At 41.4% G+C, this 22,551-nt stretch carries 22 protein-coding genes; 20 read left to right on the top strand and 2 right to left on the bottom strand.

Going from position 1 to position 22,551, the window contains the following annotated elements; genetic code table 11:
• Window positions 1-513: 513 nt before the first annotated feature.
• Window positions 514-2,127, top strand: a complete 1,614-nt coding sequence (gene aceB / locus C0W29_RS03980) for a malate synthase A (RefSeq protein WP_045045514.1) — start codon at window positions 514-516, stop codon at window positions 2,125-2,127.
• Window positions 2,128-2,164: 37 nt separating this feature from the next.
• Window positions 2,165-3,472: an isocitrate lyase gene (gene aceA, locus C0W29_RS03985; RefSeq protein ID WP_045043400.1), complete on the top strand. Its 1,308-nt coding sequence runs from the start codon at window positions 2,165-2,167 to the stop codon at window positions 3,470-3,472.
• Between the two features lie 62 nt (window positions 3,473-3,534).
• Here the strand turns inward: aceA and C0W29_RS03990 are convergent, their stop codons facing one another.
• Window positions 3,535-4,017, bottom strand: coding sequence for a CBS domain-containing protein (locus tag C0W29_RS03990; RefSeq protein WP_036795863.1), 483 nt, complete (start codon window positions 4,015-4,017; stop codon window positions 3,535-3,537).
• A gap of 272 nt (window positions 4,018-4,289) precedes the next feature.
• Between C0W29_RS03990 and queA the strand changes: the two genes are divergently transcribed.
• From queA to secF, 5 genes are all read left to right on the top strand, one after another.
• Window positions 4,290-5,342, top strand: coding sequence for a tRNA preQ1(34) S-adenosylmethionine ribosyltransferase-isomerase QueA (gene queA / locus C0W29_RS03995; RefSeq protein ID WP_045043401.1), 1,053 nt, complete (start codon window positions 4,290-4,292; stop codon window positions 5,340-5,342).
• 252 nt (window positions 5,343-5,594) lie between these two features.
• A complete protein-coding gene (gene tgt, locus C0W29_RS04000; protein ID WP_065173433.1) occupies window positions 5,595-6,764 on the top strand; it encodes a tRNA guanosine(34) transglycosylase Tgt in 1,170 nt (389 codons plus the stop codon).
• Between the two features lie 26 nt (window positions 6,765-6,790).
• Window positions 6,791-7,129 (top strand): preprotein translocase subunit YajC, encoded by a 339-nt coding sequence (yajC, locus tag C0W29_RS04005; protein WP_045045515.1) that lies wholly within the window; start codon window positions 6,791-6,793, stop codon window positions 7,127-7,129.
• Between the two features lie 37 nt (window positions 7,130-7,166).
• Window positions 7,167-9,020 carry a protein translocase subunit SecD gene (gene secD / locus C0W29_RS04010; RefSeq protein WP_045045516.1) on the top strand — a complete coding sequence of 618 codons (1,854 nt, stop codon included), beginning with the start codon at window positions 7,167-7,169 and terminating at the stop codon, window positions 9,018-9,020.
• A 12-nt stretch (window positions 9,021-9,032) separates the two neighbouring features.
• Window positions 9,033-9,980 (top strand): protein translocase subunit SecF, encoded by a 948-nt coding sequence (gene secF, locus C0W29_RS04015; protein ID WP_036795856.1) that lies wholly within the window; start codon window positions 9,033-9,035, stop codon window positions 9,978-9,980.
• A gap of 265 nt (window positions 9,981-10,245) precedes the next feature.
• Here the strand turns inward: secF and suhB are convergent, their stop codons facing one another.
• Window positions 10,246-11,046, bottom strand: coding sequence for an inositol-1-monophosphatase (gene suhB, locus C0W29_RS04020; protein WP_036795855.1), 801 nt, complete (start codon window positions 11,044-11,046; stop codon window positions 10,246-10,248).
• 243 nt (window positions 11,047-11,289) lie between these two features.
• On the opposite strand from suhB, the gene trmJ reads away from it, so the two are divergent.
• The 13 genes from trmJ to rlmN all read left to right on the top strand — a co-directional run bounded on the left by trmJ (window position 11,290) and on the right by rlmN (window position 22,506).
• Window positions 11,290-12,030 (top strand): tRNA (cytosine(32)/uridine(32)-2'-O)-methyltransferase TrmJ, encoded by a 741-nt coding sequence (trmJ, locus tag C0W29_RS04025; protein WP_036795854.1) that lies wholly within the window; start codon window positions 11,290-11,292, stop codon window positions 12,028-12,030.
• Between the two features lie 109 nt (window positions 12,031-12,139).
• The gene (gene iscR / locus C0W29_RS04030) at window positions 12,140-12,655 is read left to right on the top strand and encodes a Fe-S cluster assembly transcriptional regulator IscR (RefSeq protein WP_036795853.1); all 516 of its coding nucleotides are present in this window, start codon (window positions 12,140-12,142) and stop codon (window positions 12,653-12,655) included.
• A gap of 31 nt (window positions 12,656-12,686) precedes the next feature.
• Window positions 12,687-13,901, top strand: a complete 1,215-nt coding sequence (locus C0W29_RS04035) for an IscS subfamily cysteine desulfurase (RefSeq protein ID WP_036795851.1) — start codon at window positions 12,687-12,689, stop codon at window positions 13,899-13,901.
• A gap of 33 nt (window positions 13,902-13,934) precedes the next feature.
• Window positions 13,935-14,321 (top strand): Fe-S cluster assembly scaffold IscU, encoded by a 387-nt coding sequence (iscU, locus tag C0W29_RS04040; protein ID WP_036795849.1) that lies wholly within the window; start codon window positions 13,935-13,937, stop codon window positions 14,319-14,321.
• Window positions 14,322-14,338: 17 nt separating this feature from the next.
• Complete coding sequence (iscA, locus tag C0W29_RS04045) at window positions 14,339-14,662, top strand: iron-sulfur cluster assembly protein IscA (RefSeq protein WP_036795847.1); 324 nt, start codon at window positions 14,339-14,341, stop codon at window positions 14,660-14,662.
• An 88-nt stretch (window positions 14,663-14,750) separates the two neighbouring features.
• On the top strand, window positions 14,751-15,266 hold the full coding sequence (gene hscB, locus C0W29_RS04050; protein WP_045043402.1) for a co-chaperone HscB: 516 nt from the start codon (window positions 14,751-14,753) through the stop codon (window positions 15,264-15,266).
• Between the two features lie 33 nt (window positions 15,267-15,299).
• Window positions 15,300-17,153, top strand: a complete 1,854-nt coding sequence (hscA, locus tag C0W29_RS04055; RefSeq protein ID WP_045045517.1) for a Fe-S protein assembly chaperone HscA — start codon at window positions 15,300-15,302, stop codon at window positions 17,151-17,153.
• A gap of 2 nt (window positions 17,154-17,155) precedes the next feature.
• A complete protein-coding gene (gene fdx, locus C0W29_RS04060; RefSeq protein WP_036795845.1) occupies window positions 17,156-17,494 on the top strand; it encodes an ISC system 2Fe-2S type ferredoxin in 339 nt (112 codons plus the stop codon).
• Between the two features lie 128 nt (window positions 17,495-17,622).
• Complete coding sequence (gene iscX / locus C0W29_RS04065; protein ID WP_036795844.1) at window positions 17,623-17,820, top strand: Fe-S cluster assembly protein IscX; 198 nt, start codon at window positions 17,623-17,625, stop codon at window positions 17,818-17,820.
• A gap of 147 nt (window positions 17,821-17,967) precedes the next feature.
• A complete protein-coding gene (gene pepB, locus C0W29_RS04070) occupies window positions 17,968-19,251 on the top strand; it encodes an aminopeptidase PepB (protein ID WP_045045518.1) in 1,284 nt (427 codons plus the stop codon).
• A gap of 111 nt (window positions 19,252-19,362) precedes the next feature.
• Window positions 19,363-20,640 (top strand): aminopeptidase PepB, encoded by a 1,278-nt coding sequence (pepB, locus tag C0W29_RS04075; RefSeq protein ID WP_107174080.1) that lies wholly within the window; start codon window positions 19,363-19,365, stop codon window positions 20,638-20,640.
• A gap of 67 nt (window positions 20,641-20,707) precedes the next feature.
• Window positions 20,708-21,136 carry a nucleoside-diphosphate kinase gene (gene ndk, locus C0W29_RS04080; protein WP_036795839.1) on the top strand — a complete coding sequence of 143 codons (429 nt, stop codon included), beginning with the start codon at window positions 20,708-20,710 and terminating at the stop codon, window positions 21,134-21,136.
• 248 nt (window positions 21,137-21,384) lie between these two features.
• On the top strand, window positions 21,385-22,506 hold the full coding sequence (gene rlmN / locus C0W29_RS04085) for a dual-specificity RNA methyltransferase RlmN (protein WP_045043406.1): 1,122 nt from the start codon (window positions 21,385-21,387) through the stop codon (window positions 22,504-22,506).
• Window positions 22,507-22,551: the final 45 nt, after the last annotated feature.

A 22,551-nucleotide genomic window follows, 5' to 3' on the forward strand; every position in this document is an offset into this window, starting at 1 on the left:
TATATTATCGAGCGATCTATCTATAAGTCGCTGTTTTGTTGAATAAATTTGTTTCAGCGTGCAAATTAATCCCTTTCTTATCCGTTACCTTCTAACACAACTTGTTTTATTATTTTGTTTTTTGGCAGTTAATTATTTTACTAATCATCATCTTATATAAAAATAAACTATGACTATTTGTTTTAAACGCCTTTTTAACTCAATATTACTATCAGATTTTATGTAATTTAATTACGTAACAACTAACAAAAAATTGTTATTTATGTATAAACTTAAATTCCGAGTAAATAGCTAAGATTTTTGTGAATTTGGTATTTTACATATTTTACGGTTTAATCTAATTCATTGATAGTATTGAGTTTGTGTTTTTTGTTGCGTTTCTAATTACTGTTATTTATTTGCATTCCAACTATGGTTACGGCAACGTAAATATAGGCTTTAAATAATTTAACAGGGAATCATTGCTTTTGTTATTGATAAAAGTAGTGATTAAGTTACATGCTGGAGGCGTATATGATAAAGACAGCCATTCAAGCAAACGATCGTACTCAGTTATTACTGCAGCAACCTCTGACGGAGCAGCAACAACAAATTATAACTGCCGATGCGTTAGGGTTTATTGAGCGGTTAGTTGAACGCTTTGCTGAACGAGTACCGTTATTATTAGAGGCGCGAGAGCAACAACAATTAGCGATTGATCGCGGTCAACTTCCTGATTTTATACCAGAAACAAGAGCTATCAGAGAGGCTGACTGGAAAATACAAAATATTCCCCATGATTTACAAGATCGCCGTGTAGAAATCACTGGTCCTGTCGATCGTAAAATGGTGATTAATGCGTTAAATGCTAACGTAAAAGTATTTATGGCTGATTTTGAAGATTCTTTTTCTCCGTCGTGGAATGCGATTATTGATGGTCATCAAAATCTGCGTGATGCTGTTAATGGCACCATTAGTTATACCCATCCCCAAACAGGTAAACACTATCAGCTTAATGATGACCCAGCGGTATTGATTTGCCGTGTTCGTGGTCTGCATCTACTTGAAAAAAATATACTTTGGAATGGTCAGCCTATTCCAGGAGCATTATTGGATTTTGCACTTTATTTTTATCTTAATCATCAAGCGTTATTAGCCAAAGGTAGCGGTCCTTATTTTTATTTACCGAAACTACAGGCTTACCGAGAAGCGGCATGGTGGAGTGATGTCTTTAGTTATACCGAAGATGAATTTGGTTTAACTCGCGGTACCATAAAAGCAACGGTATTGATTGAAACATTACCTGCTGCATTTGAAATGGATGAAATATTATTTAATCTTAAAGAGCATATTGTTGGGCTTAATTGCGGACGTTGGGACTATATTTTTAGCTATATAAAAACCTTGCGTAATTTCCCTGAATGCATTTTGCCTGATCGCCAAGTGGTGACGATGGAAAAACCATTTCTTAATGCTTATTCACGTTTATTAGTGCGTACTTGTCATCGTCGTGGTGCATTAGCTATGGGGGGAATGGCGGCGTTTATTCCAGCCAAAGATCCACAACAGCAAGCATGGGTGTTAAATAAAATCCAAACCGATAAAGCACTTGAAGCTAATAATGGCCACGATGGTACGTGGGTCGCTCATCCAGGGTTAGCAGATACCGCACGGGCTATTTTTGATGATGTGCTTGGTCAGCGTACCAATCAACTGGATGTGAGCCGTGAACAAGATACACCGATTACGGCAGCAGAATTATTAGCACCCTGTGATGGTGAGCGAACAGAAGCCGGTATGCGACACAATATTCGAGTAGCAGTGCAATATATTGAAGCATGGATTTCAGGTAATGGTTGTGTACCTATCTATGGCTTAATGGAGGATGCTGCGACGGCTGAAATTGCTCGCGCTTCCATTTGGCAATGGATAAAACATGGTAAAACGTTATCCAATGGTCAAGTGGTTACTAAAGCATTATTTACTCAAATGTTGGCCCAAGAAATGCAGATATTACAACAAGAGTTAGGCCAAGAACGCATTGATAACGGCCGTTTTGAAGAAGCGACTTATTTGATGTCGCACTTGGCAACCAGCGATGAATTAGACAATTTCTTAACTCTCAAAGGTTATGACTATTTAGTGTAATAACGGATTACCGCCAATTGACTAGAGGGATATTATTATGACATTAACTCGCCAACAACAAATTGCAGCCCTAGAACAAGATTGGGCTGAAAATCCACGCTGGAAACACGTTAAGCGCACTTATACCGCCGAAGAAGTTGTTAATCTTCGAGGGTCATTTATTCCTGAGCATACTATCGCCCAACGTGGTGCCGATAGATTGTGGGAATTGGTTAATGGTAGCGCTAAAAAAGGTTATGTTAATTGTTTAGGTGCTTTGACTGGTGGACAAGCCGTACAGCAGGCAAAAGCAGGTATTGAAGCGATTTATTTATCCGGTTGGCAAGTTGCCGCTGATAATAATACCGCATCAGCAATGTACCCTGATCAGTCGTTATATCCGGTTGATTCAGTCCCTGCGGTGGTGAAGCGAATTAATAACTCTTTCCGTCGAGCTGATCAAATTCAATGGTCAAATGGCGGCTCTCCTACTGAGGGTGTCGATTATTTCTTACCGATTGTTGCAGATGCAGAAGCTGGTTTTGGTGGCGTACTTAATGCTTATGAATTAATGCGTAATATGATTGAAGCGGGTGCTGCTGGGGTTCACTTTGAAGATCAATTAGCCTCGGTGAAAAAATGTGGCCATATGGGGGGGAAAGTCTTAGTGCCAACCCAAGAAGCGGTTCAGAAATTAGTCGCGGCTCGTTTAGCTGCAGATGTTGCGGGTACAACAACGTTAGTCATTGCGCGAACAGATGCTAATGCTGCTGATTTGTTAACTTCTGATTGCGATCCATATGATAAAGATTTTATTCTTGGCGATCGCTCTGCTGAAGGTTTTTACCGGGTTCGAGCCGGTATCGATCAAGCCATTGCGCGAGGTTTAGCTTATGCACCTTATGCAGATTTAATTTGGTGTGAAACGGCAAAACCATGTTTAGAAGAAGCGCGTAAATTTGCCGAAGCGATTCATGAACAATACCCTGATCAGCTATTAGCTTATAATTGTTCACCGTCGTTTAATTGGGAAAAAAACCTTGATGCGGAAACTATCGCTAAATTCCAACAAGAATTAGCTGATATGGGGTATAAGTACCAATTTATTACTTTGGCTGGTATTCATAACATGTGGTTTAACATGTTTGAACTTGCCCATGCTTATGCGCAGGGTGAAGGTATGCGTCATTATGTTGAAAAAGTACAACGTCCAGAGTTTGAAGCCGCAGCTAAAGGTTATACTTTTGTTGCTCATCAGCAAGAGGTTGGAACGGGTTACTTTGATACCATGACTAATACCATTCAGGGTGGTAATTCGTCAGTGACAGCATTGACGGGGTCAACAGAAGAAGATCAGTTTAAATAAACGTGTTTGATACGCTGATTAATTTTATCGAGGGGAGCGTTATGCTCCCTTTGTGGTCATGGTTATAATTCTCGTAATATATCAATATCATCAAGATTATCTTGTTCTTGTTCAATCGGATCCACTTCATCTTGCATTTCAAGTAATGTTATCGCAATCGCAACAAAATCACTGTTAGTAATAATGCCAACCAGTTGTTTATTCTCAACCACAGGTAAACAGCCGATCTGGTGTTTTTGCATATACAGTGCAGCTTCTTTGAGGCCGGCATGGCTATCAACACTGAAAACATTACGGTTCATGCAATGTTCAAGTAATGCTTCTAACGGCGAGTGTGAATGGCTGGCGATAACTGATTTTAAATTAGAGTCTTGAGCAGCAAGTACATCACGTTGAGAAATTAACCCCAGTAAGTGATGATTATGATCGGTAATAGGTATATGACGAATAGACAGGGTTTGCATCATTTCTTTAGCATCAAATAAGCTGCTATTACGTGATAGTGTATGCGGTTTGGGGGTCATCATATCGGCAACTGTAAACATTAAAATCTCCCATTTTCATATAATAGTTGATATGTTTTTTTATTAATCTACTCCTTTGAATGTAGCGAATTATTGGTGATTATCCCATGACAGCGGTCATAAATTTCAAATGTCATAAACGATTAAACTTCAGCCCTTATTGTTAAATAAAGACAGAGTAGCTTGTTCGGCGAAAGTTTTTTATGGAAAAGGCGCTTTAATTGCTACGGGGTTTCGCATCTTTGGTGGAGTTAAGTATAATGCCCGCCTGCTGTTATTTAAGGCGTATTACGATGCAAGTTTCTGATTTTGATTTTGAGTTACCGGACGAGCTGATTGCTCGCTATCCACAACCTGAACGTACTGCGAGCCGTTTGTTACATATGACGGGCAATACTGGTGAATTAGCGCATAAAGGTTTTAAAGATGTGTTAGATCTGGTTGAGGCTGGGGATTTATTAGTTTTTAATAATACCCGTGTTATACCTGCGCGTATGTATGGTCATAAAGCGTCTGGTGGTAAAATTGAAGTGTTAGTTGAGCGGATGTTGGATGATAAATCTATTCTTGCTCACGTGCGCGCATCTAAACCGCCAAAGCCTGGTAATGAATTGTTATTAGGTGAAAATGGTGAGTTTTCTGCTGAAATGGTTGCTCGCCACGACGCGCTATTTGAAATTCGTTTTAACAGCGATAAAACTGTCCTAGAGATTTTAGATCAGGTGGGGCATATGCCATTACCGCCTTATATCGATCGCCCTGACGAAGATGCAGATAAAGAGCGTTACCAAACGGTATATAACGCGAAACCAGGTGCCGTGGCTGCACCTACTGCTGGTTTGCATTTTGACGATAAACTGATGGCTGATTTAAAAGCTAAAGGGGTTAATTTTGCATTTGTAACTTTGCACGTCGGCGCAGGAACTTTTCAGCCAGTACGTGTTGATGATATTAACGATCATCACATGCATTCTGAATATGTTGAAGTACCACAAGAGGTTGTTACGGCGGTTAATGAAACCCGCGCAAATGGTGGTCGTATTATTGCTGTCGGTACCACATCGGTGCGTTCATTAGAAAGTGCAGCACAAGATGCAGTTAAGAATGGTACTGAGTTAAAACCATTTTTTGGTGATACGGAAATCTTTATTTTCCCAGGCTATCAATTTCAGCTAGTGGATGTGCTAATTACTAACTTCCACTTGCCTGAATCAACACTGATTATGTTAGTGAGTGCATTTGCTGGTTATGATCATACGATGAATGCTTACCATCAAGCGGTTGCTAATCAATATCGTTTCTTTAGTTACGGCGATTCGATGTTTATTACCCGTAAAAACGTGTGATATTGATTACGTTAACATTTATTAAAAATTAAGTATTTAGGCTGCTTTTTGTTACAATTGCAGCCTTTGTTGTCTTTGCTACATGATGTAAATTTTTTCATGTAGAATTTACAACATAATAAATGCTTTTTGCTCCACTTTATCGTGACGATTATTTATTGTAACGCTAATGCTGTGAGCTACTATGGTCGTTATTAACGGCCATTATTTTTGTGGCTGATCAGGCAATCGCCTGTGGGGCTTAATCCTGTAATGGGAATCTGTCAGATTGTTTCTCTGGCTTTTGGAGGTCTTGTGAAATTTGAATTAGATAAAACTCAAGGGCGCGCACGTCGTGGTCGTTTGCAGTTTGAACGCGGTACGGTAGAAACGCCAGCATTTATGCCTGTAGGTACTTACGGTACTGTAAAAGGTATGACACCTGAAGAAGTTGAAGACACTGGTGCACAAATCATTCTAGGTAATACGTTCCATTTATGGCTACGCCCTGGACAAGAAGTGATGAAGATGCATGGTGATTTACATGACTTTATGCAATGGAAAGGTCCAATCTTAACCGATTCAGGCGGCTTCCAAGTATTTAGCCTTGGCGCATTACGTAAAATCACTGAAGAAGGTGTTCATTTCCGTAACCCGGTTAATGGTGACAAGATTTTCATGGATGCTGAAAAATCTATGGAAATTCAAAAAGATCTTGGTTCTGATATCGTAATGATCTTTGACGAATGTACGCCGTACCCAGCAACCCACGACGAAGCGAAAAAGTCGATGGAAATGTCACTTCGTTGGGCTCAACGTAGCCGTAATCACTTTGATAAGCTTGAAAATCCAAATGCATTATTTGGTATCGTTCAAGGTGGTGTATACGAAGATTTACGTGATGTTTCAGTGGAAGGTTTAACCAGCATTGGTTTTGATGGCTATGCTGTTGGCGGTTTGGCTGTTGGTGAGCCAAAAGAAGATATGCACCGTATTCTTGAGCACACATGTCCAAAACTACCAGAAGATAAGCCTCGCTACCTTATGGGTGTAGGTAAGCCTGAAGACTTAGTTGAAGGCGTTCGTCGCGGTATCGACATGTTTGACTGTGTAATGCCGACTCGAAATGCCCGAAATGCACACTTGTTTGTGACTGGTGGTGTGATCAAGATCCGTAATGCGAAACATAAAACAGATACAACACCACTAGATCCTGAGTGTGACTGTTACACTTGTCGTCATTATTCAAAAGCGTATTTATATCACCTAGATAAATGTAATGAAATTCTAGGTGCGCGTTTAAATACCATTCATAACTTACGTTACTACCAGCGTTTAATGGCAAGTATCCGTAAGTCAATTGAAGAAGATCGTTTCGATGCATTTGTAGAAGAATTCTACGCGCGTCGTGACCGTGAAGTTCCACCATTACAAATTGTATAAATCATAATAAATCGAGGACGTTATAAATGAGCTTTTTTATCTCTCAAGCACATGCTGCAACTGAAGGTGCATCTGCAGGTGGTTCACCGTACCAGTTATTCATTATGCTGGGTCTGTTTGCTGTAATTTTTTACTTCATGATTTACCGCCCACAAGCTAAACGTGTTAAAGAGCACAAAACGCTAATGAGCTCGATGAGTAAAGGCGATGAAGTAATGACTAACGGTGGTCTTTTAGGTCGTATTACTAAGTCATCATCTGAAAGTGATTACATCGTTCTTGCGCTAAACGACAATACTGAAGTAACTATCAAAAAAGACTTCATTACTGCTGTTTTGCCAAAAGGCACAATGAAGTCTTTATAAGACTATAAAAAAACATTCGCTTTGAAGGATCATAGCAGTGCTTAACCGATACCCTCTGTGGAAGAACTTACTAGTGTTGTTCGCACTAATTATAGGTTTGCTTTACGCACTTCCCAACGTATACGGTGAAGATCCAGCGATTCAAATAACCGGGGCGCGTGGCGCCTCGGTTACTATGAGCGCTTTGGATACCGTCACCGAAGATTTAAAAAAGAACAATATCCCCTATAAGTCAGTTGTCTTTGAAAAAGGCTCAGTACTGGTTCGTTTTCAAGATACTGATACCCAAATCAGCGCTCGCGATATTCTTAATAGTGAATTAGGTGACAAATATATTGTTGCACTAAATCTCGCCCCCTCAACCCCCTCTTGGTTAGAAGCTATTGGTGCTACACCGATGAAGCTTGGTTTAGACTTGCGTGGTGGGGTTCATTTCCTGATGGAAGTGGACATGGATGCGGCGATGGAAAAACTATTAGGTCAGCAAGAAGAAACTTTTCGAGTTGAACTACGCCAAGATAAAATTCGCTATCGTGCCATTGATAAAACGAAAGAAACGGTTTCTGTACGTTTGCGTGATGCCGCTCAATTAGAGCAAGCAAAAGCAGTATTAGAACCGCTTCATCCCGATATGGTGTTTACTGCAAGTGACGCGAAAGGACGTTTTGTTTTAACGGCAAGTTTTTCTGAAGCGCGTCTTCAAGAAATCCGTAATTATGCTGTTGAGCAAAATATTACTATCTTACGTAACCGTGTTAATGAGTTAGGCGTTGCTGAACCATTAGTACAACGTCAAGGCGCTAATCGGATAGTGGTTGAGCTTCCGGGTGTTCAAGATACGGCACGCGCTAAAGAAATTTTAGGTGCAACCGCAACGCTTGAGTTCCGTGAAGTGGATAGCAGTGCAGATCTTGCCGCGGCAGCTGCTGGTCGAGTTCCTGCTGGTAGTGAAATTAAGATGACCCGTGATGGTCGTCCTGCAGTATTGAAAAAGCGCGTTATTCTAGCGGGTTCTCATATTACTGACGCAACTTCAAGTGCTGATGAATATGGTCGTCCACAGGTGAACATCTCGCTAGATACTGAAGGCGGCAGTAAAATGACGGCGTTCTCACGTAATAATGTCGGCAAATTAATGGCGACAGTATTTACTGAGTACAAAGACAGCGGTAATCGTACTTCTGAAGGCAAAGTCATTCTTGAAAAGCATGAAGAAGTGATTAACCAAGCCACTATTCAAACGGCACTGGGACGTAACTTCCGCATTACTGGTATTGACTCACAACCAGAAGCTCACAACCTCGCATTGCTATTACGTGCAGGTGCGTTAATTGCACCAATTTCAATTGTTGAAGAACGCACAATTGGTCCATCTATGGGTCAACAAAATATCGATATGGGTATTCAGGCATGTATCTGGGGGATGGTGGCAGTAATGCTCTTTACCTTATTGTACTACCGTGGTTTTGGTTTGATTGCCAACTTAGCATTGATGATGAATCTAGTATTGATTATTGGTGTGATGTCGATGATTCCTGGTGCAACTATGACCTTACCTGGTATTGCCGGAATTGTATTAACCGTAGGTATGGCTGTTGATGCTAACGTGCTTATCTTTGAACGTATACGTGAAGAGTTACGTGACGGTCGAAGCCCTCAGCAAGCGATTCAACAAGGTTATGCGAATGCGTTTAGTACCATTGCTGATGCGAATATCACAACCTTAATGACAGCGATTATTTTGTTTGCTGTTGGTACTGGTGCAATTAAAGGTTTTGCAGTGACATTATCGATCGGTATTTTAACCTCGATGTTTACAGCAATTATCGGTACTCGTGCTGTGGTTAACTTAATCTATGGCGGTAAACGCATAGATAAGTTGTCAATTTAGGAGGGCGCATAAATGAAACAATTATTGAATGCGGACAAAGTTACTGACTTTATGCGTTGGTCAAAATTAGCGTTTATTTTCTCGTTAATGATGATTGCGGCTTCTATTGCGACAATATCGACCAAAGGGTTGAATTGGGGCTTAGACTTTACTGGCGGTACGCTTATTGAAGTTAGCTTTAAAGACCCTGCTGATTTACCGTTAATTCGTGAGTCATTGGCAAAATCTGGTTTTGGTGATGCGATTGTACAGAACTTTGGTACTGCTCGTGATGTAATGGTACGTTTGCAACCCCGTGACGGTGTTAAAGGTGAGACGCTGGGTAACCAGATCATTGAGGCTTTAAAAACTGGAACGGGTCAGCAAGTTGAAATGCGTCGCGTTGAGTTTGTTGGTCCCAATGTCGGAGATGAATTAGCAGAAGCGGGCGGATTGGCGATTTTAATTGCGCTAGTTTGTATTCTGCTTTACGTTTCAGTGCGTTTTGAATGGCGTTTAGCCGCAGGTGCGGTGTTGTCATTGGCACACGATATTATCATTACTGTCGGTATCTTTTCGATATTACAAATTGAAGTTGATTTAACTATTGTGGCAGCATTGCTAACAGTCGTCGGTTACTCACTTAACGATACCATCGTAGTGTTTGACCGGATTAGAGAAAACTTCCGTAAAATGCGTAAACAAACTTCTGAAGAAATAATGAATTGCTCTCTTTCTCAAACATTGAGTCGAACATTAATTACTTCCAGTACAACCTTGTTTGTAGTGATTGCCTTGTTCTTAAAAGGCGGCGCGATGATTCAAGGATTTGCATTAGCATTATTGATTGGTATTACTGTCGGTACTTACTCTTCAATCTATGTGGCTTCAGCGTTAGCGCTTAAATTGGGGATCACCCGTGAGCACTTAATGCCAACGCCATTAGATAAAGAAGGTGAAGAGCTTGATGCGATGCCATAGTGGTAACTAGTGCGCATGGGTTACACAGCATAATATAAATTATACGGAGTCTTTGGGCTCCGTTTTTTATGACCTAATTTAGCTATGCTTTCGTCATTCTCTAGCTTGGGCTTACAAATGAGAGAGGGTGTCTATGCGTTATGCTGGTGGCTTTAAGCTGACCAACAAATTATATGATCGGTATAAAGAGATAACTAATAGAAACAAAAACGCCCCGCTGTGAATATCAGCGGGGCGTTTTTATTTAGCGGGTTGTAATCAATGATTACTTAGTCAAAGCATCGCTACCGAATTCACGGATTTTAGCAAGCATTGGCTTAACTACACGTGCGTTACCAGCAACAATGTTGCCAGACGTTAGGTAGTTAGTGTTACCCGTAAAGTCAGCACAGATAGCACCAGCTTCACGCGCGATTAATTCACCAGCAGCAAGTTCCCAAGGCTTTTGGCCTAGCTTGAATACACCGTCAACGCGGCCAGCAGCTAGGTAACAAAGATCCAATGCAGTACAACCTGATTGACGCATGTCATCACATTCTACAAATAAAGCATTTTGGATTTTTAGGTAACTTTCAGCGTGTTGTTTAGCAGCAAAAGGAAGACCTGTTGCTAACACAGTACCAGTTAGATCACGTGGCTGAGATGCACGTAGACGTAGGCTGTTAAGTTGCGCGCCTGAACCACGAGTAGCCGTGAATAGTTCGTTACGAGCTGGGTCGTAAACTGCAGCAACTTCTGTACGACCACGCATACGTAGTGCGATAGAAACTGCATAGTGAGGGTAACCGCGAACGAAGTTCTTGGTGCCATCCACTGGGTCAATAATCCACTGACACTCTTTGTCACGTCCGTCTCTATTACCAGATTCAGCTGCGATGATGCAGTGATCAGGGTAAGATTTCAGGATTGTCTCGATGATGATAGCTTCTGCTTCATGATCGATATTGGTAACAACATCATTACCTTTATTAGCAACCTCAATAGATTGAGGTTTTTCTAGAGATTTAATGACATGGTCACCAGCCTTTCGCACAGCGCGAATGGCAATATTAAGCATCGGATGCATAGGATTTTCCCAACGGATGTTAAAGAACTAAAAAGCGGCGGCGAGTATAACAGAGCTATAAAAAAAAGGAAGTGGTTATTTTTTCGACGTTAGCTGGCATTGAAAAAATGAAAATGACGGTATTTTATTTATTGATGGCAGTAATAGGTAATAACAAGCATCAAACAGACATGTTTTCTTCATTTTTGTTATGGCTGTGCTACTATCTCTGAGCGTTAAATTAGACTGGAATATAGCGACATCATGTTAGATAAAATTCGCGTTGTCCTCATTGGCACGTCACATCCTGGAAATATCGGTTCTGCAGCTCGCGCAATGAAAGTAATGGGGTTAACTAACCTTGTTCTTGTTGATCCCGCATGTGAAATTGATAGTCATACAATTGCTTTAGCAGCCGGTGCTGCTGATGTAGTTGAGAACGCTAAAATTGTAAAAACATTAGATGAAGCCGTTGCTGATTGCGGTTTGGTTGTTGGTTCAAGTGCACGCTCACGTACACTTGAATGGCCACAATTAGACCCACGTGAAAATGGTATTAAAGTTATTGCTGAGTCTGAACAGCACCCAGTAGCAATTTTATTTGGTCGTGAACGTACCGGCCTTACCAATGAAGAATTACAAAAATGCCATTGCCATGTTTATATTCCAGCTAATCCTGAATATAGCTCGTTGAATCTTGCGATGGCTGTGCAAACGATAAGTTATGAAGTTCGAATGGCGTATCTTGATGCGACGAAGCATCAATCTACTGCGATTGTTGATGAATACCCACGTGCAGATGAACTTGAACGGTTTTATGATCATCTTGAAAAAGTGACCAGCCAAACTCGATTTATTAATAAAAATCATCCTGGTATGGTGATGGTGAAACTGCGTCGCATGTTTACTCGTGCTCGTCCTGAGCAGCAAGAGTTAAATATCTTAAGAGGTATTTTATCGTCAGTAGAAAAGACGATTGAAACCTTAGAGAAGAACAATAAATAACAGTGGTAGTAAAAGGGTAAAAGACCTACTGTTTTAGTGGGTTAAATACTTGACCAAATTAGTCAGGTATGAGAGACTGCTTGTATAAATTCAAGTAGGTAGCCATGTTATGAAGTTGACCTCAAAAGGAAGATACGCAGTGACGGCAATGTTAGATGTAGCATTGCATTCACATAATGGACCAGTACCGTTGGCTGATATTTCAGAACGTCAAGGGATCTCACTGTCCTACCTAGAACAACTATTTTCGCGTCTTCGTAAAGCGGGTCTGGTTACAAGTGTCCGTGGTCCTGGTGGTGGTTATCGCCTTGGTGAAGATGCCAGCAGTATTGCTGTTGGTATGGTTATCGCAGCAGTTGATGAATCAGTTGATGCAACTAAGTGTCAAGGTAAAGGCGGTTGCCAAGGTGGCGTCCGTTGTTTAACTCATACCTTATGGCATGATCTAAGTGATCGTATCAGCGGATTCTTAAATAACATCACTCTTGGTGAGTTGATGAAGGATAATGACGTACAAACTATTGCTGATCGTCAGGATGTAATCCTACAAAGTAATAATAAAACATCATTTGCAAATAAAAAATCACACGACAGCGCCCCTATCGGTGTCGATGTCCGCTCCTAGAGACCAGACGTTCGTGTTTTCGGAGAAGAAAATGAAACTGCCAATATATTTTGATTACTCTGCAACTTGTCCTGTAGATCCTCGTGTTGCTGAGAAAATGGTTCAGTGTTTAACTATGGATGGTACGTTTGGTAATCCAGCGTCACGTTCACACCGTTATGGCTGGCAAGCGGAAGAGGCGGTTGATGCTGCTCGTGAGTATATTGCTGAGTTAATCAATGCTGATCCCCGTGAAATTGTGTTTACCTCGGGTGCTACAGAATCTGATAACCTTGCAATTAAAGGTGCTGCCCACTTCTATAATAAGAAAGGTAAGCACGTTATTACATGTAAAACTGAGCACAAAGCGGTTCTTGACCCATGTCGTCAATTAGAGCGTGAAGGTTATGAGGTAACTTACCTTGAGCCTGAGTCAAATGGTCTTATTGATTTGGCAAAACTACGCGACGCAATGCGTGAAGATACTGTGCTGGTTTCTATTATGCATGTGAACAACGAAATTGGTGTTGTTCAAGATATTGCAGCTATTGGTGAAATTTGTCGTGAAAATAAGACAATTTTCCATGTGGATGCAGCACAATCTGCAGGTAAACTACCGATTGATGTGCAAACTACTAAAGTGGATTTAATCTCATTTTCTGCGCACAAGATTTACGGTCCTAAAGGTATTGGCGCATTATATGTACGCCGTAAACCTCGTATTCGTCTTGAAGCACAAATGCACGGTGGCGGCCATGAACGTGGTTTCCGTTCTGGTACTTTACCAACGCATCAAATTGTCGGTATGGGTGAAGCATTCCGTATCGCTAAGCTAGAAATGGCACAAGATTACCAGCACGCAGTTGATATGCGTGAGCGTTTGCTTAAAGGCCTTGAAGGCATTGAAGAAATGTCAATCAATGGTGATTTAGAGCACCGTATTCCCAACAACCTAAACATCAGTTTTGCGTTTGTTGAAGGCGAGTCATTGTTAATGGCATTGAAAGATCTTGCTGTATCATCAGGTTCTGCATGTACATCTGCGAGCTTAGAGCCTTCTTATGTACTACGTGCATTAGGTCTAAATGATGAACTAGCGCATAGCTCAATTCGTTTCTCTTTTGGTCGTTTTACTACTGCTGAAGAAATTGATTATGCTGTGGCTCAAATTAAAGAAGCAGTCGACAAACTACGTGCAATGTCACCACTTTGGGATATGTTCAAAGATGGCATTGATTTAGATACAGTTGAGTGGGCACACCACTAATCTGCGGTTAGACATTATTCGAGGGAATTTATCATGGCATATAGTGAAAAAGTCATCGATCATTATGAAAATCCGCGTAACGTGGGTTCATTTGACAACGACGATAAAAACATTGGTAGCGGTATGGTGGGTGCACCAGCCTGTGGCGATGTAATGAAACTTCAGATTAAAGTAACTGAAGATGGCATCATTGAAGATGCAAAGTTTAAAACCTATGGTTGCGGTTCTGCTATTGCATCAAGTTCACTGATCACTGAATGGGTGAAAGGTAAAACATTAGACGAAGCAGCATCAATCAAGAACTCTGCAATCGCAGAAGAGCTTGAATTACCACCGGTTAAGGTTCACTGTTCAATTCTTGCAGAAGATGCAATTAAAGCAGCAGTTAGCGATTATAAGAAGAAACACGAACAAAAATAATTTCTGAGGTTTGAAGTATGGCCATTACTATCACTGAAGCGGCAGCAAGTCGCGTATCGACTTTTTTAGCTAATCGAGGCAAAGGCATTGGTTTGCGTCTCGGGGTTCGCACTTCAGGATGTTCGGGTATGGCGTATATCCTTGAGTTCGTCGATGATCTTGACGAAGGGGACCAAGTCTTTGAAGAGCAAGGTGTAAAAATTATCGTTGATGCAAAAAGCATGGTTTACCTTGATGGGACTGAGCTTGATTTTGCCAAAGAAGGCCTTAATGAAGGTTTTCAATTTAACAACCCTAACGTGTCTAGCGAATGTGGTTGTGGTGAAAGCTTCAACGTATAATTGCTCATAGTGTTTTATTAAACCTGGCTACTGGCCGCCATCGTGGCGAGTGAGTTGTCAGGTTTATTTTTTATATATGGTTGCGATTATGAATCATTTCGAATTATTTGGATTACCGTTTCAATTTGATGTTGATAACGGTTTATTAGCAACACAATTCCGCGAATTACAGCGTCGATTCCATCCGGATAACTTTGCCACTGCATCCGAGCGCGATCGGTTACTGTCAGTACAAAAAGCAGCTCAGATTAACGATGCCTTTCAAACGCTAAAAAATCCTGTTTCCCGCGCTGAATATATGCTTTCTGAACGCGATGAAGATATTCGCGGTGAGCAAAAGACACTTCAAGATATGGACTTCTTAATGCAGCAAATGGAGCTGCGAGAAGCGTTGGAAGCTATTTCTGAGTGCGCTGATCCTGAAGCTGCCTTAGTGGATTTTGAACAACAAGCTGCAATTATGTATCAACAACAGCTGCATAAACTGGCACAATTGCTCAATCAAGAAAATTGGTTTGAAGCTGCAGATGCAGTACGTAAGTTAAAGTTTATTGTTAAGTTGCGTGATGAAGTCGAACGTCTTGAAGAATCATTATTCGATTAATCATTCACTTGTGTTATTTAGACAGGAACGATAATGGCATTTTTACAGATTTCTGAACCCGGTCAAAGTGCAGCTCCGCATCAGCAAAAATTAGCGGTCGGCATTGATTTAGGGACGACAAACTCATTAGTTGCAACCGTCCGTAGTGGCGTTGCAGAAACATTGAAAGATGCTGAAGGACGTTCAATTTTACCGTCAGTTGTGCATTATGCGGCGAAGCATGTACTAACTGGCGATGCTGCGCGTGCGTATGCGCAACGCGATCCCGTTAATACTATCTTATCCGTTAAACGTCTAATGGGACGCTCATTGGTTGATATTGAGCAGCGTTATCCGCAATTGCCTTATCAATTTACCGCATCAGAAAATGGCTTACCGCAATTGGTTACCCGTCAGGGTGCGATGAATCCAGTGCAAATATCAGCGGAAATCTTAAAATCATTAAGTCAGCGTGCAGTCGAAAGTTTAGGTGGCGAGCTTGAAGGGGTGGTGATCACCGTTCCTGCTTATTTTGATGATGCACAACGTGCGGGTACAAAAGACGCAGCTAAGTTAGCAAACCTAAATGTTTTGCGCTTACTTAATGAACCAACAGCGGCAGCAATTGCTTATGGCCTTGATTCTGGCCAAGAAGGTGTCATTGCTGTTTATGATCTTGGTGGCGGCACTTTTGATATTTCGATTTTACGATTATCAAAAGGTGTATTTGAAGTTTTAGCCACTGGTGGTGATTCTGCGTTAGGCGGAGATGATCTTGACCAGCTTATTGCTGAGTGGATCCTTATTCAAGCCGAGTTAACAGCGACATTAACACCACAACAGCGCCGTGAATTACAAGATGCAGCTCAACAAGCGAAAGTGGCATTAAGCGATAGTGATAGCGTTGCAATTAATGTCCTTGGTTGGCAGGGTGAAATTACGCGCGAGCAATTTAATGATTTAGTGACACCATTAATAAAGAAAACCTTATTTGCTTGTCGTCGCGCACTCAAAGATGCTGATATCACGATTGATGATGTGATTGAGACAGTGATGGTGGGGGGATCAACCCGTGTGCCATTAGTGCGTGAATTGGTTGGAACATTTTTTGGTAAGACACCATTAACTTCTATCGATCCTGATCAAGTGGTAGCTATTGGTGCCGCTATCCAAGCCGATATTCTGGTGGGTAACAAACCTGACGCTGATATGCTGCTATTAGACGTGATTCCATTGTCATTAGGCATTGAAACCATGGGCGGCATGATCGAGAAAATTATTCCACGTAACACCACGCTACCTGTTGCTCGCGCACAAGAATTTACCACCTTTAAAGATGGCCAAACAGCAATGTCTGTTCATATCGTTCAAGGTGAGCGTGAAATGGTTAATGATTGCCGTTCATTAGCGCGATTTACTTTACGTGGTATTCCACCAATGGCAGCAGGTGCTGCGCATATTCGTGTTACTTATCAAGTTGATGCAGATGGTTTATTGTCTGTAACAGCCATGGAAAAAAGCAGCGGTGTGCAATCATCAATTCAAGTGAAGCCATCTTATGGTCTTTCTGATGATGAAATTGCAACTATGTTACGTGATTCAATGACATTTGCTCAAGATGATAAAGACGCACGTGCATTAGCTGAACAACAGGTAGAAGCCGATCGTGTCCTTGAAGGGTTAATTGCTGCGTTGGCAGCAGATGGTGAAACCTTATTAAGTATTCAAGAACGCGGTGAGTTAGAAGCTGTAATGATGGAACTGGTTCAATTACGTCAGAGTGGAGACACTCGTACAATTGAAGCAGGAATTAAGAAAACTGATAAGGCCAGCCAAGAATTTGCGTCACGTCGAATGGATCAATCTATTCGTCAAGCGTTAGCTGGTCAGTCTATTGATGAGGTTTAGGCATGCCTAAGATTATAATTTTACCCAATGAAGAACATTGCCCAGAAGGCGCAATTTTAGAAGCACAATCTGGCGAAACTATCCTAGATGTTGCACTGCGCAATGGCATCGAAATTGAGCATGCGTGTGAAAAATCTTGTGCATGTACCACGTGCCATGTTGTTGTCCGTGAAGGATTTGATTCTCTTAATGAGAGTGATGAACTTGAAGATGACATGCTAGATAAAGCATGGGGACTTGAGCCAGAATCTCGTTTAAGTTGTCAGGCACGAATTGCTGATGATGACTTAGTGGTCGATATTCCACGTTATACGGTTAATCTCGCTTCTGAAGCACACTAATCGAAATACTTAAATAGGTCGCCATAATGGTGGCCTATTTTTTTAGCTATTGGTTATGGTTAACGTTACTTATCAGCGTTACGGCTGCGTAAGTTTGTTATTTTCTATTTAAAAATTGAGGATTTATTATGAGTTTACAATGGATTGATTCGCGTGATATTGCCATTGAATTGATTGAACTATACCCAGAAGTTGATCCAACCCAAGTCCGTTTTACTGATCTAAGAGAGTGGATCATTGCACTTGATGAATTTGAAGATGATATTGATCACTGTAATGAAAAGATTTTAGAAGCGGTGCAAATGTGTTGGATTGAAGAGCAATAATTACAATAACGAAAAAGCCTGTTTTCTTGTTGCCTCTCAAGGTTGATAAGCATAGTCTTATTAGTTACAAAATTAGAATAACAATAACGCAGTAATCAGCTTGTTTTAATTGCTTTGGCTGTGTGATCTTTATCAAGGAGCTTATCAATGTCTACCATGATGTCAGTATTTCTTTCTCATCAAGCAGCAGATAGTCACTGGGGTGCAAATGCGCTGGTGAGTTTTAATACCGAAGGGACTTTTATTCATGTTACCGCAACAGATCCCTTTGGTGATATTCAACGTGCTGCTCGCCGTTTGGACTCACAAGGAATTAAGCAGGTTACACTGATAGGATCTGAGTGGGATCAAGACTCTATCTGGGCTTTTTTACAAGGCTACCGTAATCCTAAAGCTGATAATAATGTGATTTGGTCGGCGTTGAATGAAGCTGATGAAGCTGAATTACAGGCACGTATTAAAACTATTAACTGGGTGTGCGATATTATTAATCAGCCAGCTGATGTGGTTGCGCCATCACAACTTGCCGCGCGCGCTGGCGAGTTTATTAAGTCATTAGCTCCTGAACATGTCACCTACAAGATCGTTAAAGGTAACGATTTATTAGATGAAGGTTGGAATGGTATTCATGCTGTTGGTCGTGGTTCTGATCATCGTCCTGCAATGCTACGTTTAGATTACAATCCGACGGGTGATGCAAATGCGCCTGTTTTTGCTTGTCTTGTCGGTAAAGGCATTACCTTTGATTCTGGCGGTTATAGTATAAAGCCTTCTGCGGGAATGGCGTCTATGAAAGCGGATATGGGTGGCGCAGCGTTAGCAACCGGCGGTTTAGCGCTAGCAATGGCACGTGGTCTCAATAAGCGTATTAAATTAGTGCTATGTTGCGCTGAGAACATGATTTCAGGCCGTGCATTAAAATTAGGCGATATCATTAAATATAAAAATGGTAAAACCGTTGAGGTGCTAAATACTGATGCTGAAGGGCGTCTAGTGTTAGCGGATGGGCTGATGTATGCCAATAGTCAGCACCCAACATTGATCATTGATTGTGCAACACTAACGGGCTCTGCCAAAATGGCATTGGGTAATGATTACCATGCATTATTAAGCTTTGACCAGGATTTATCGCGTCGAGCTTTAGCTGCGGCGTCGCAAGAAGGTGAAGGTATGTGGCCACTTCCTTTAGCTGAGATACATCGTAATATGTTGCCATCGAACTTTGCTGATTTGGCCAATATTTCGAATGGTGATTTTATGCCTGGGGCAAGTACTGCGGCAGCATTTTTATCCTATTTTGTTGATGATTATCAGCAAGGCTGGATGCATATTGATGCCAGTGGTACTTATCGTAAGAGTGCTAATGATCAATGGGCAGCTGGTGCGACGGGTATGGGTGTTAAAACTCTAGCGCGTATTTTAGCGCAATAATTATCGCAAAAAAATAAAGCCTTCTTAATCTACTTTAAGAAGGCTTTTTTTATATTTAAATTACGCTAAATATAAAATATAGACTATAAATAAAACAAGAGGTTATCAATAATGTTGACAGTAAATTTATCAAAAGAGCCCGCACGCGCTCCTTGGGGTATTAATGCTTTGATCAGTTATCAAACTGATAGTGTCACTGTGCATTATGATGATTCATTTAGTTTACGTCGTATTCAGCAAGCTGGGCGTCAAATCCAAGCTCAAGGGGTTGAAGCTGTTAGTTTAAATGGTGACGGTTGGAACTATGAACGTCAGTGGGCATTTTATTGTGGTTTTGCCGCGACGAGGCATACCGTCACTATCAAATGGGCATCAATAGATGAAGATGAGCTCGAGCTATTAAATGCTCGTCGACATAGTCATGATTGGGCGCGTCAAATTATTAATGCAGGCCCTGATAGTGTTTATCCGCAAAAATTAGCGCAAGCGGCAGTATACTTTTTATCCGAAATTGGTGGCGAGCATATTAGTGCTCAAATGATTGTTGGTGATGAATTACTCGCTGATGGTTGGATTGGTATTCATAGTGTTGGTCGTGGTAGCCAACACCCACCAGTACTGTTGGAAGTTGACTATAATCCAACCGCGGATCCAAATGCGCCAGTCAGTGCATGTTTAGTGGGTAAAGGGATCACTTTTGATTCTGGTGGCTACAGTTTGAAGCCCAGTGCCGGCATGGTGAGCATGAAGTGTGACATGGGGGGCGCGGCAACGGTTACTGCTGCGTTAGGTTATGCTATTGCACAAGGCTTAACACAACGAGTTAAACTTATTCTTTGTTGTGCTGAAAACATGGTATCAGGCGATGCTTATAAACTTGGTGATGTGTTAACGTATAACAATGGCGTATCAGTTGAAATCGTCAATACTGATGCTGAAGGTCGACTCGTACTAGCAGATGGCTTGTTACTTGCCTCTGCGACCAAAGCCCCTTTAATTATTGATGCTGCGACGTTAACGGGCGCAGCAATGATGGCAGTTGGCAGTGATTACAATGCTATTTTCGGTTTTGATAAAGCATTGTTAGCACGTGCACAACAGTTATCTGAATTGGTTAATGAGCCTGCATGGCCATTACCACTTGAAAAATGGCATCAAGATTATTGCCCATCAGCGTTTGCAGATACTGCTAATAGTCGCGTTCAGAAAGGTGGTGGTATGGGAGGCGCATCGAATGCTGCTGGTTTTTTATCGCGCTTTGTCGATACCGATAATAGTCGCTGGATTCATTTCGATTTAGCGGCGTGTTATCGTGATAGCGCTGATCCACGTTGGGCAGTCGGTGCAACGGGCTTAGGTATTGCAAATATTGCAGGATTACTGTTGTAAGTAATGGTGCTTATCAGTGGGTACTAAGTAAATGGACGGCAACTAGACTCAAAAGGAAACTATAATAATGACAATAGAAAAAACTTTTTCAATCGTAAAGCCTGATGCTGTTAAACGAAATTTAATTGGCACTATTTATCAACGTTTTGAAAATGCTGGCTTGAAAATTGTCGCAGCCAAAATGCTGCAACTTACTAAAGTTCAAGCTCAAGGGTTTTATGCCGAGCATGAAGGTAAACCTTTTTTTGATGAATTAGTTGATTTTATGACATCAGGCCCTGTAATGGTGCAAGTGCTTGAAGGGGAAGATGCCATTGTTCGTTACCGAGAATTGATGGGTAAAACCAATCCTCAAGAAGCTGCTTGCGGTACTATTCGTGCGGATTTTGCGATTAGCTTACGTTATAACTCCGTTCATGGTTCAGATAGTCCGGTATCGGCAGAGCGTGAGATTGGCTACTTTTTTGCTGCTGATGAGTTATGTCCTCGTAGTTAATGATTGCGAGGTGATGAAAAAATAAGCAAAACCAAATACTAAAGGGAGGCTCAGGCTTCCCTTTGTTATCTTAAGAGCCAAGATTGTTATAAGCGCTAAAATAACCATACAGTGAACGGGTGGAAACCCGCGCATAAAGGCTGTACAATTTCGCGCCTTAAACCCTGATAACTATGATGAGACTGCCAATTGCAGATCTCCGAGTTATAAAGGCGCAGCAATAGTCATTTTTAGTGAGGCACCAACCGATGACAACTGTCAAAATTAATCTGCTGGATTTCGATCGCAAAGGTCTGCGTAAATACTTTGCCGAAGAGCTTAATGAAAAGCCATTCCGTGCAGATCAGATAATGAAATGGATTTATCATTTCGGTTGTGATGACTTTGAGCAAATGAACAATATCAATAAAAAGTTGCGTGAAAAATTACAGCGTGTTGCTGAAATTCGTGCACCAGAAGTATCAAATGCACAATACTCATCTGATGGCACCATTAAGTGGGCAATGCGTGTTGGCGATCAAGACGTAGAAACGGTTTATATTCCTGATGAAGATCGCGCGACGTTGTGTGTGTCATCTCAAGTGGGTTGTGCACTAGAATGTAAATTCTGTTCAACAGGCCAACAAGGCTTTAACCGTAATCTACGTGTATCTGAGATTATTGGTCAGGTATGGCGCGCATCAAAAGAGATCGGCCTGCAAAAAGAAACGGGTCGTCGTCCAATTACCAATATCGTAATGATGGGGATGGGTGAGCCATTACTGAACATGAAAAATTTAATTCCAGCATTAGAAATTATGCTTGATGATCTAGGTTTTGGTTTATCTAAACGTCGTGTTACGGTATCAACATCAGGTGTGGTTTCTGGTCTAGAGCAAATGATCGGTACTATCGACGTTGCACTTGCTATTTCACTGCACGCGCCAACGGATGAATTGCGTTCACAAATCATGCCGATTAATGATCGTTGGAATATTGAGACCTTCCTTGATACGGTCCGTCGTTATGTTGACTCAACCAACGCTAACCGCGGTCGTGTAACGATTGAATACGTACTGTTGGATCATGTTAATGATGATATGGAGCATGCGCGTCAGTTAGGTCGTCTATTAAAAGATACGCCAGCGAAAATTAACTTGATCCCATTTAATCCATATCCGGGCTCTCCGTACAAAAAACCTAGTAATTCACGTATAGATCGCTTTATGAAAACTCTAATGGAGTATGATTATACGGTAACGGTACGTAAAACGCGTGGTGATGATATTGATGCTGCATGTGGTCAGTTAGTCGGTGACGTTATCGACCGTACAAAGCGAACTCAAGCAAAACTACCTGTGGGTGACGCGATTGCTGTTAAAACCCTTTAATTAGATTAGCGATTATAATCACTTCGCGGTTTAACAAGGATGTTA

It is taken from the genome of Photobacterium kishitanii (assembly GCF_003026355.1).
GTDB classification, from domain to species: Bacteria; Pseudomonadota; Gammaproteobacteria; order Enterobacterales; family Vibrionaceae; genus Photobacterium; species Photobacterium kishitanii.

Bases quoted from the DNA above. Each gene is read 5' to 3' on its own strand.
- aceB (WP_045045514.1), top strand. From the start codon at position 514: ATGATAAAGACAGCCATTCAAGCAAACGATCGTACTCAGTTATTACTG.
- aceA (WP_045043400.1), top strand. From the start codon at position 2,165: ATGACATTAACTCGCCAACAACAAATTGCAGCCCTAGAACAAGATTGG.
- C0W29_RS03990 (WP_036795863.1), bottom strand. From the start codon at position 4,017: ATGTTTACAGTTGCCGATATGATGACCCCCAAACCGCATACACTATCA.
- queA (WP_045043401.1), top strand. From the start codon at position 4,290: ATGCAAGTTTCTGATTTTGATTTTGAGTTACCGGACGAGCTGATTGCT.
- tgt (WP_065173433.1), top strand. From the start codon at position 5,595: ATGGGAATCTGTCAGATTGTTTCTCTGGCTTTTGGAGGTCTTGTGAAA.
- yajC (WP_045045515.1), top strand. From the start codon at position 6,791: ATGAGCTTTTTTATCTCTCAAGCACATGCTGCAACTGAAGGTGCATCT.
- secF (WP_036795856.1), top strand. From the start codon at position 9,033: ATGAAACAATTATTGAATGCGGACAAAGTTACTGACTTTATGCGTTGG.
- suhB (WP_036795855.1), bottom strand. From the start codon at position 11,046: ATGCATCCGATGCTTAATATTGCCATTCGCGCTGTGCGAAAGGCTGGT.
- trmJ (WP_036795854.1), top strand. From the start codon at position 11,290: ATGTTAGATAAAATTCGCGTTGTCCTCATTGGCACGTCACATCCTGGA.
- iscR (WP_036795853.1), top strand. From the start codon at position 12,140: ATGAAGTTGACCTCAAAAGGAAGATACGCAGTGACGGCAATGTTAGAT.
- C0W29_RS04035 (WP_036795851.1), top strand. From the start codon at position 12,687: ATGAAACTGCCAATATATTTTGATTACTCTGCAACTTGTCCTGTAGAT.
- iscU (WP_036795849.1), top strand. From the start codon at position 13,935: ATGGCATATAGTGAAAAAGTCATCGATCATTATGAAAATCCGCGTAAC.
- iscA (WP_036795847.1), top strand. From the start codon at position 14,339: ATGGCCATTACTATCACTGAAGCGGCAGCAAGTCGCGTATCGACTTTT.
- hscB (WP_045043402.1), top strand. From the start codon at position 14,751: ATGAATCATTTCGAATTATTTGGATTACCGTTTCAATTTGATGTTGAT.
- hscA (WP_045045517.1), top strand. From the start codon at position 15,300: ATGGCATTTTTACAGATTTCTGAACCCGGTCAAAGTGCAGCTCCGCAT.
- fdx (WP_036795845.1), top strand. From the start codon at position 17,156: ATGCCTAAGATTATAATTTTACCCAATGAAGAACATTGCCCAGAAGGC.
- iscX (WP_036795844.1), top strand. From the start codon at position 17,623: ATGAGTTTACAATGGATTGATTCGCGTGATATTGCCATTGAATTGATT.
- pepB (WP_045045518.1), top strand. From the start codon at position 17,968: ATGTCTACCATGATGTCAGTATTTCTTTCTCATCAAGCAGCAGATAGT.
- pepB (WP_107174080.1), top strand. From the start codon at position 19,363: ATGTTGACAGTAAATTTATCAAAAGAGCCCGCACGCGCTCCTTGGGGT.
- ndk (WP_036795839.1), top strand. From the start codon at position 20,708: ATGACAATAGAAAAAACTTTTTCAATCGTAAAGCCTGATGCTGTTAAA.
- rlmN (WP_045043406.1), top strand. From the start codon at position 21,385: ATGACAACTGTCAAAATTAATCTGCTGGATTTCGATCGCAAAGGTCTG.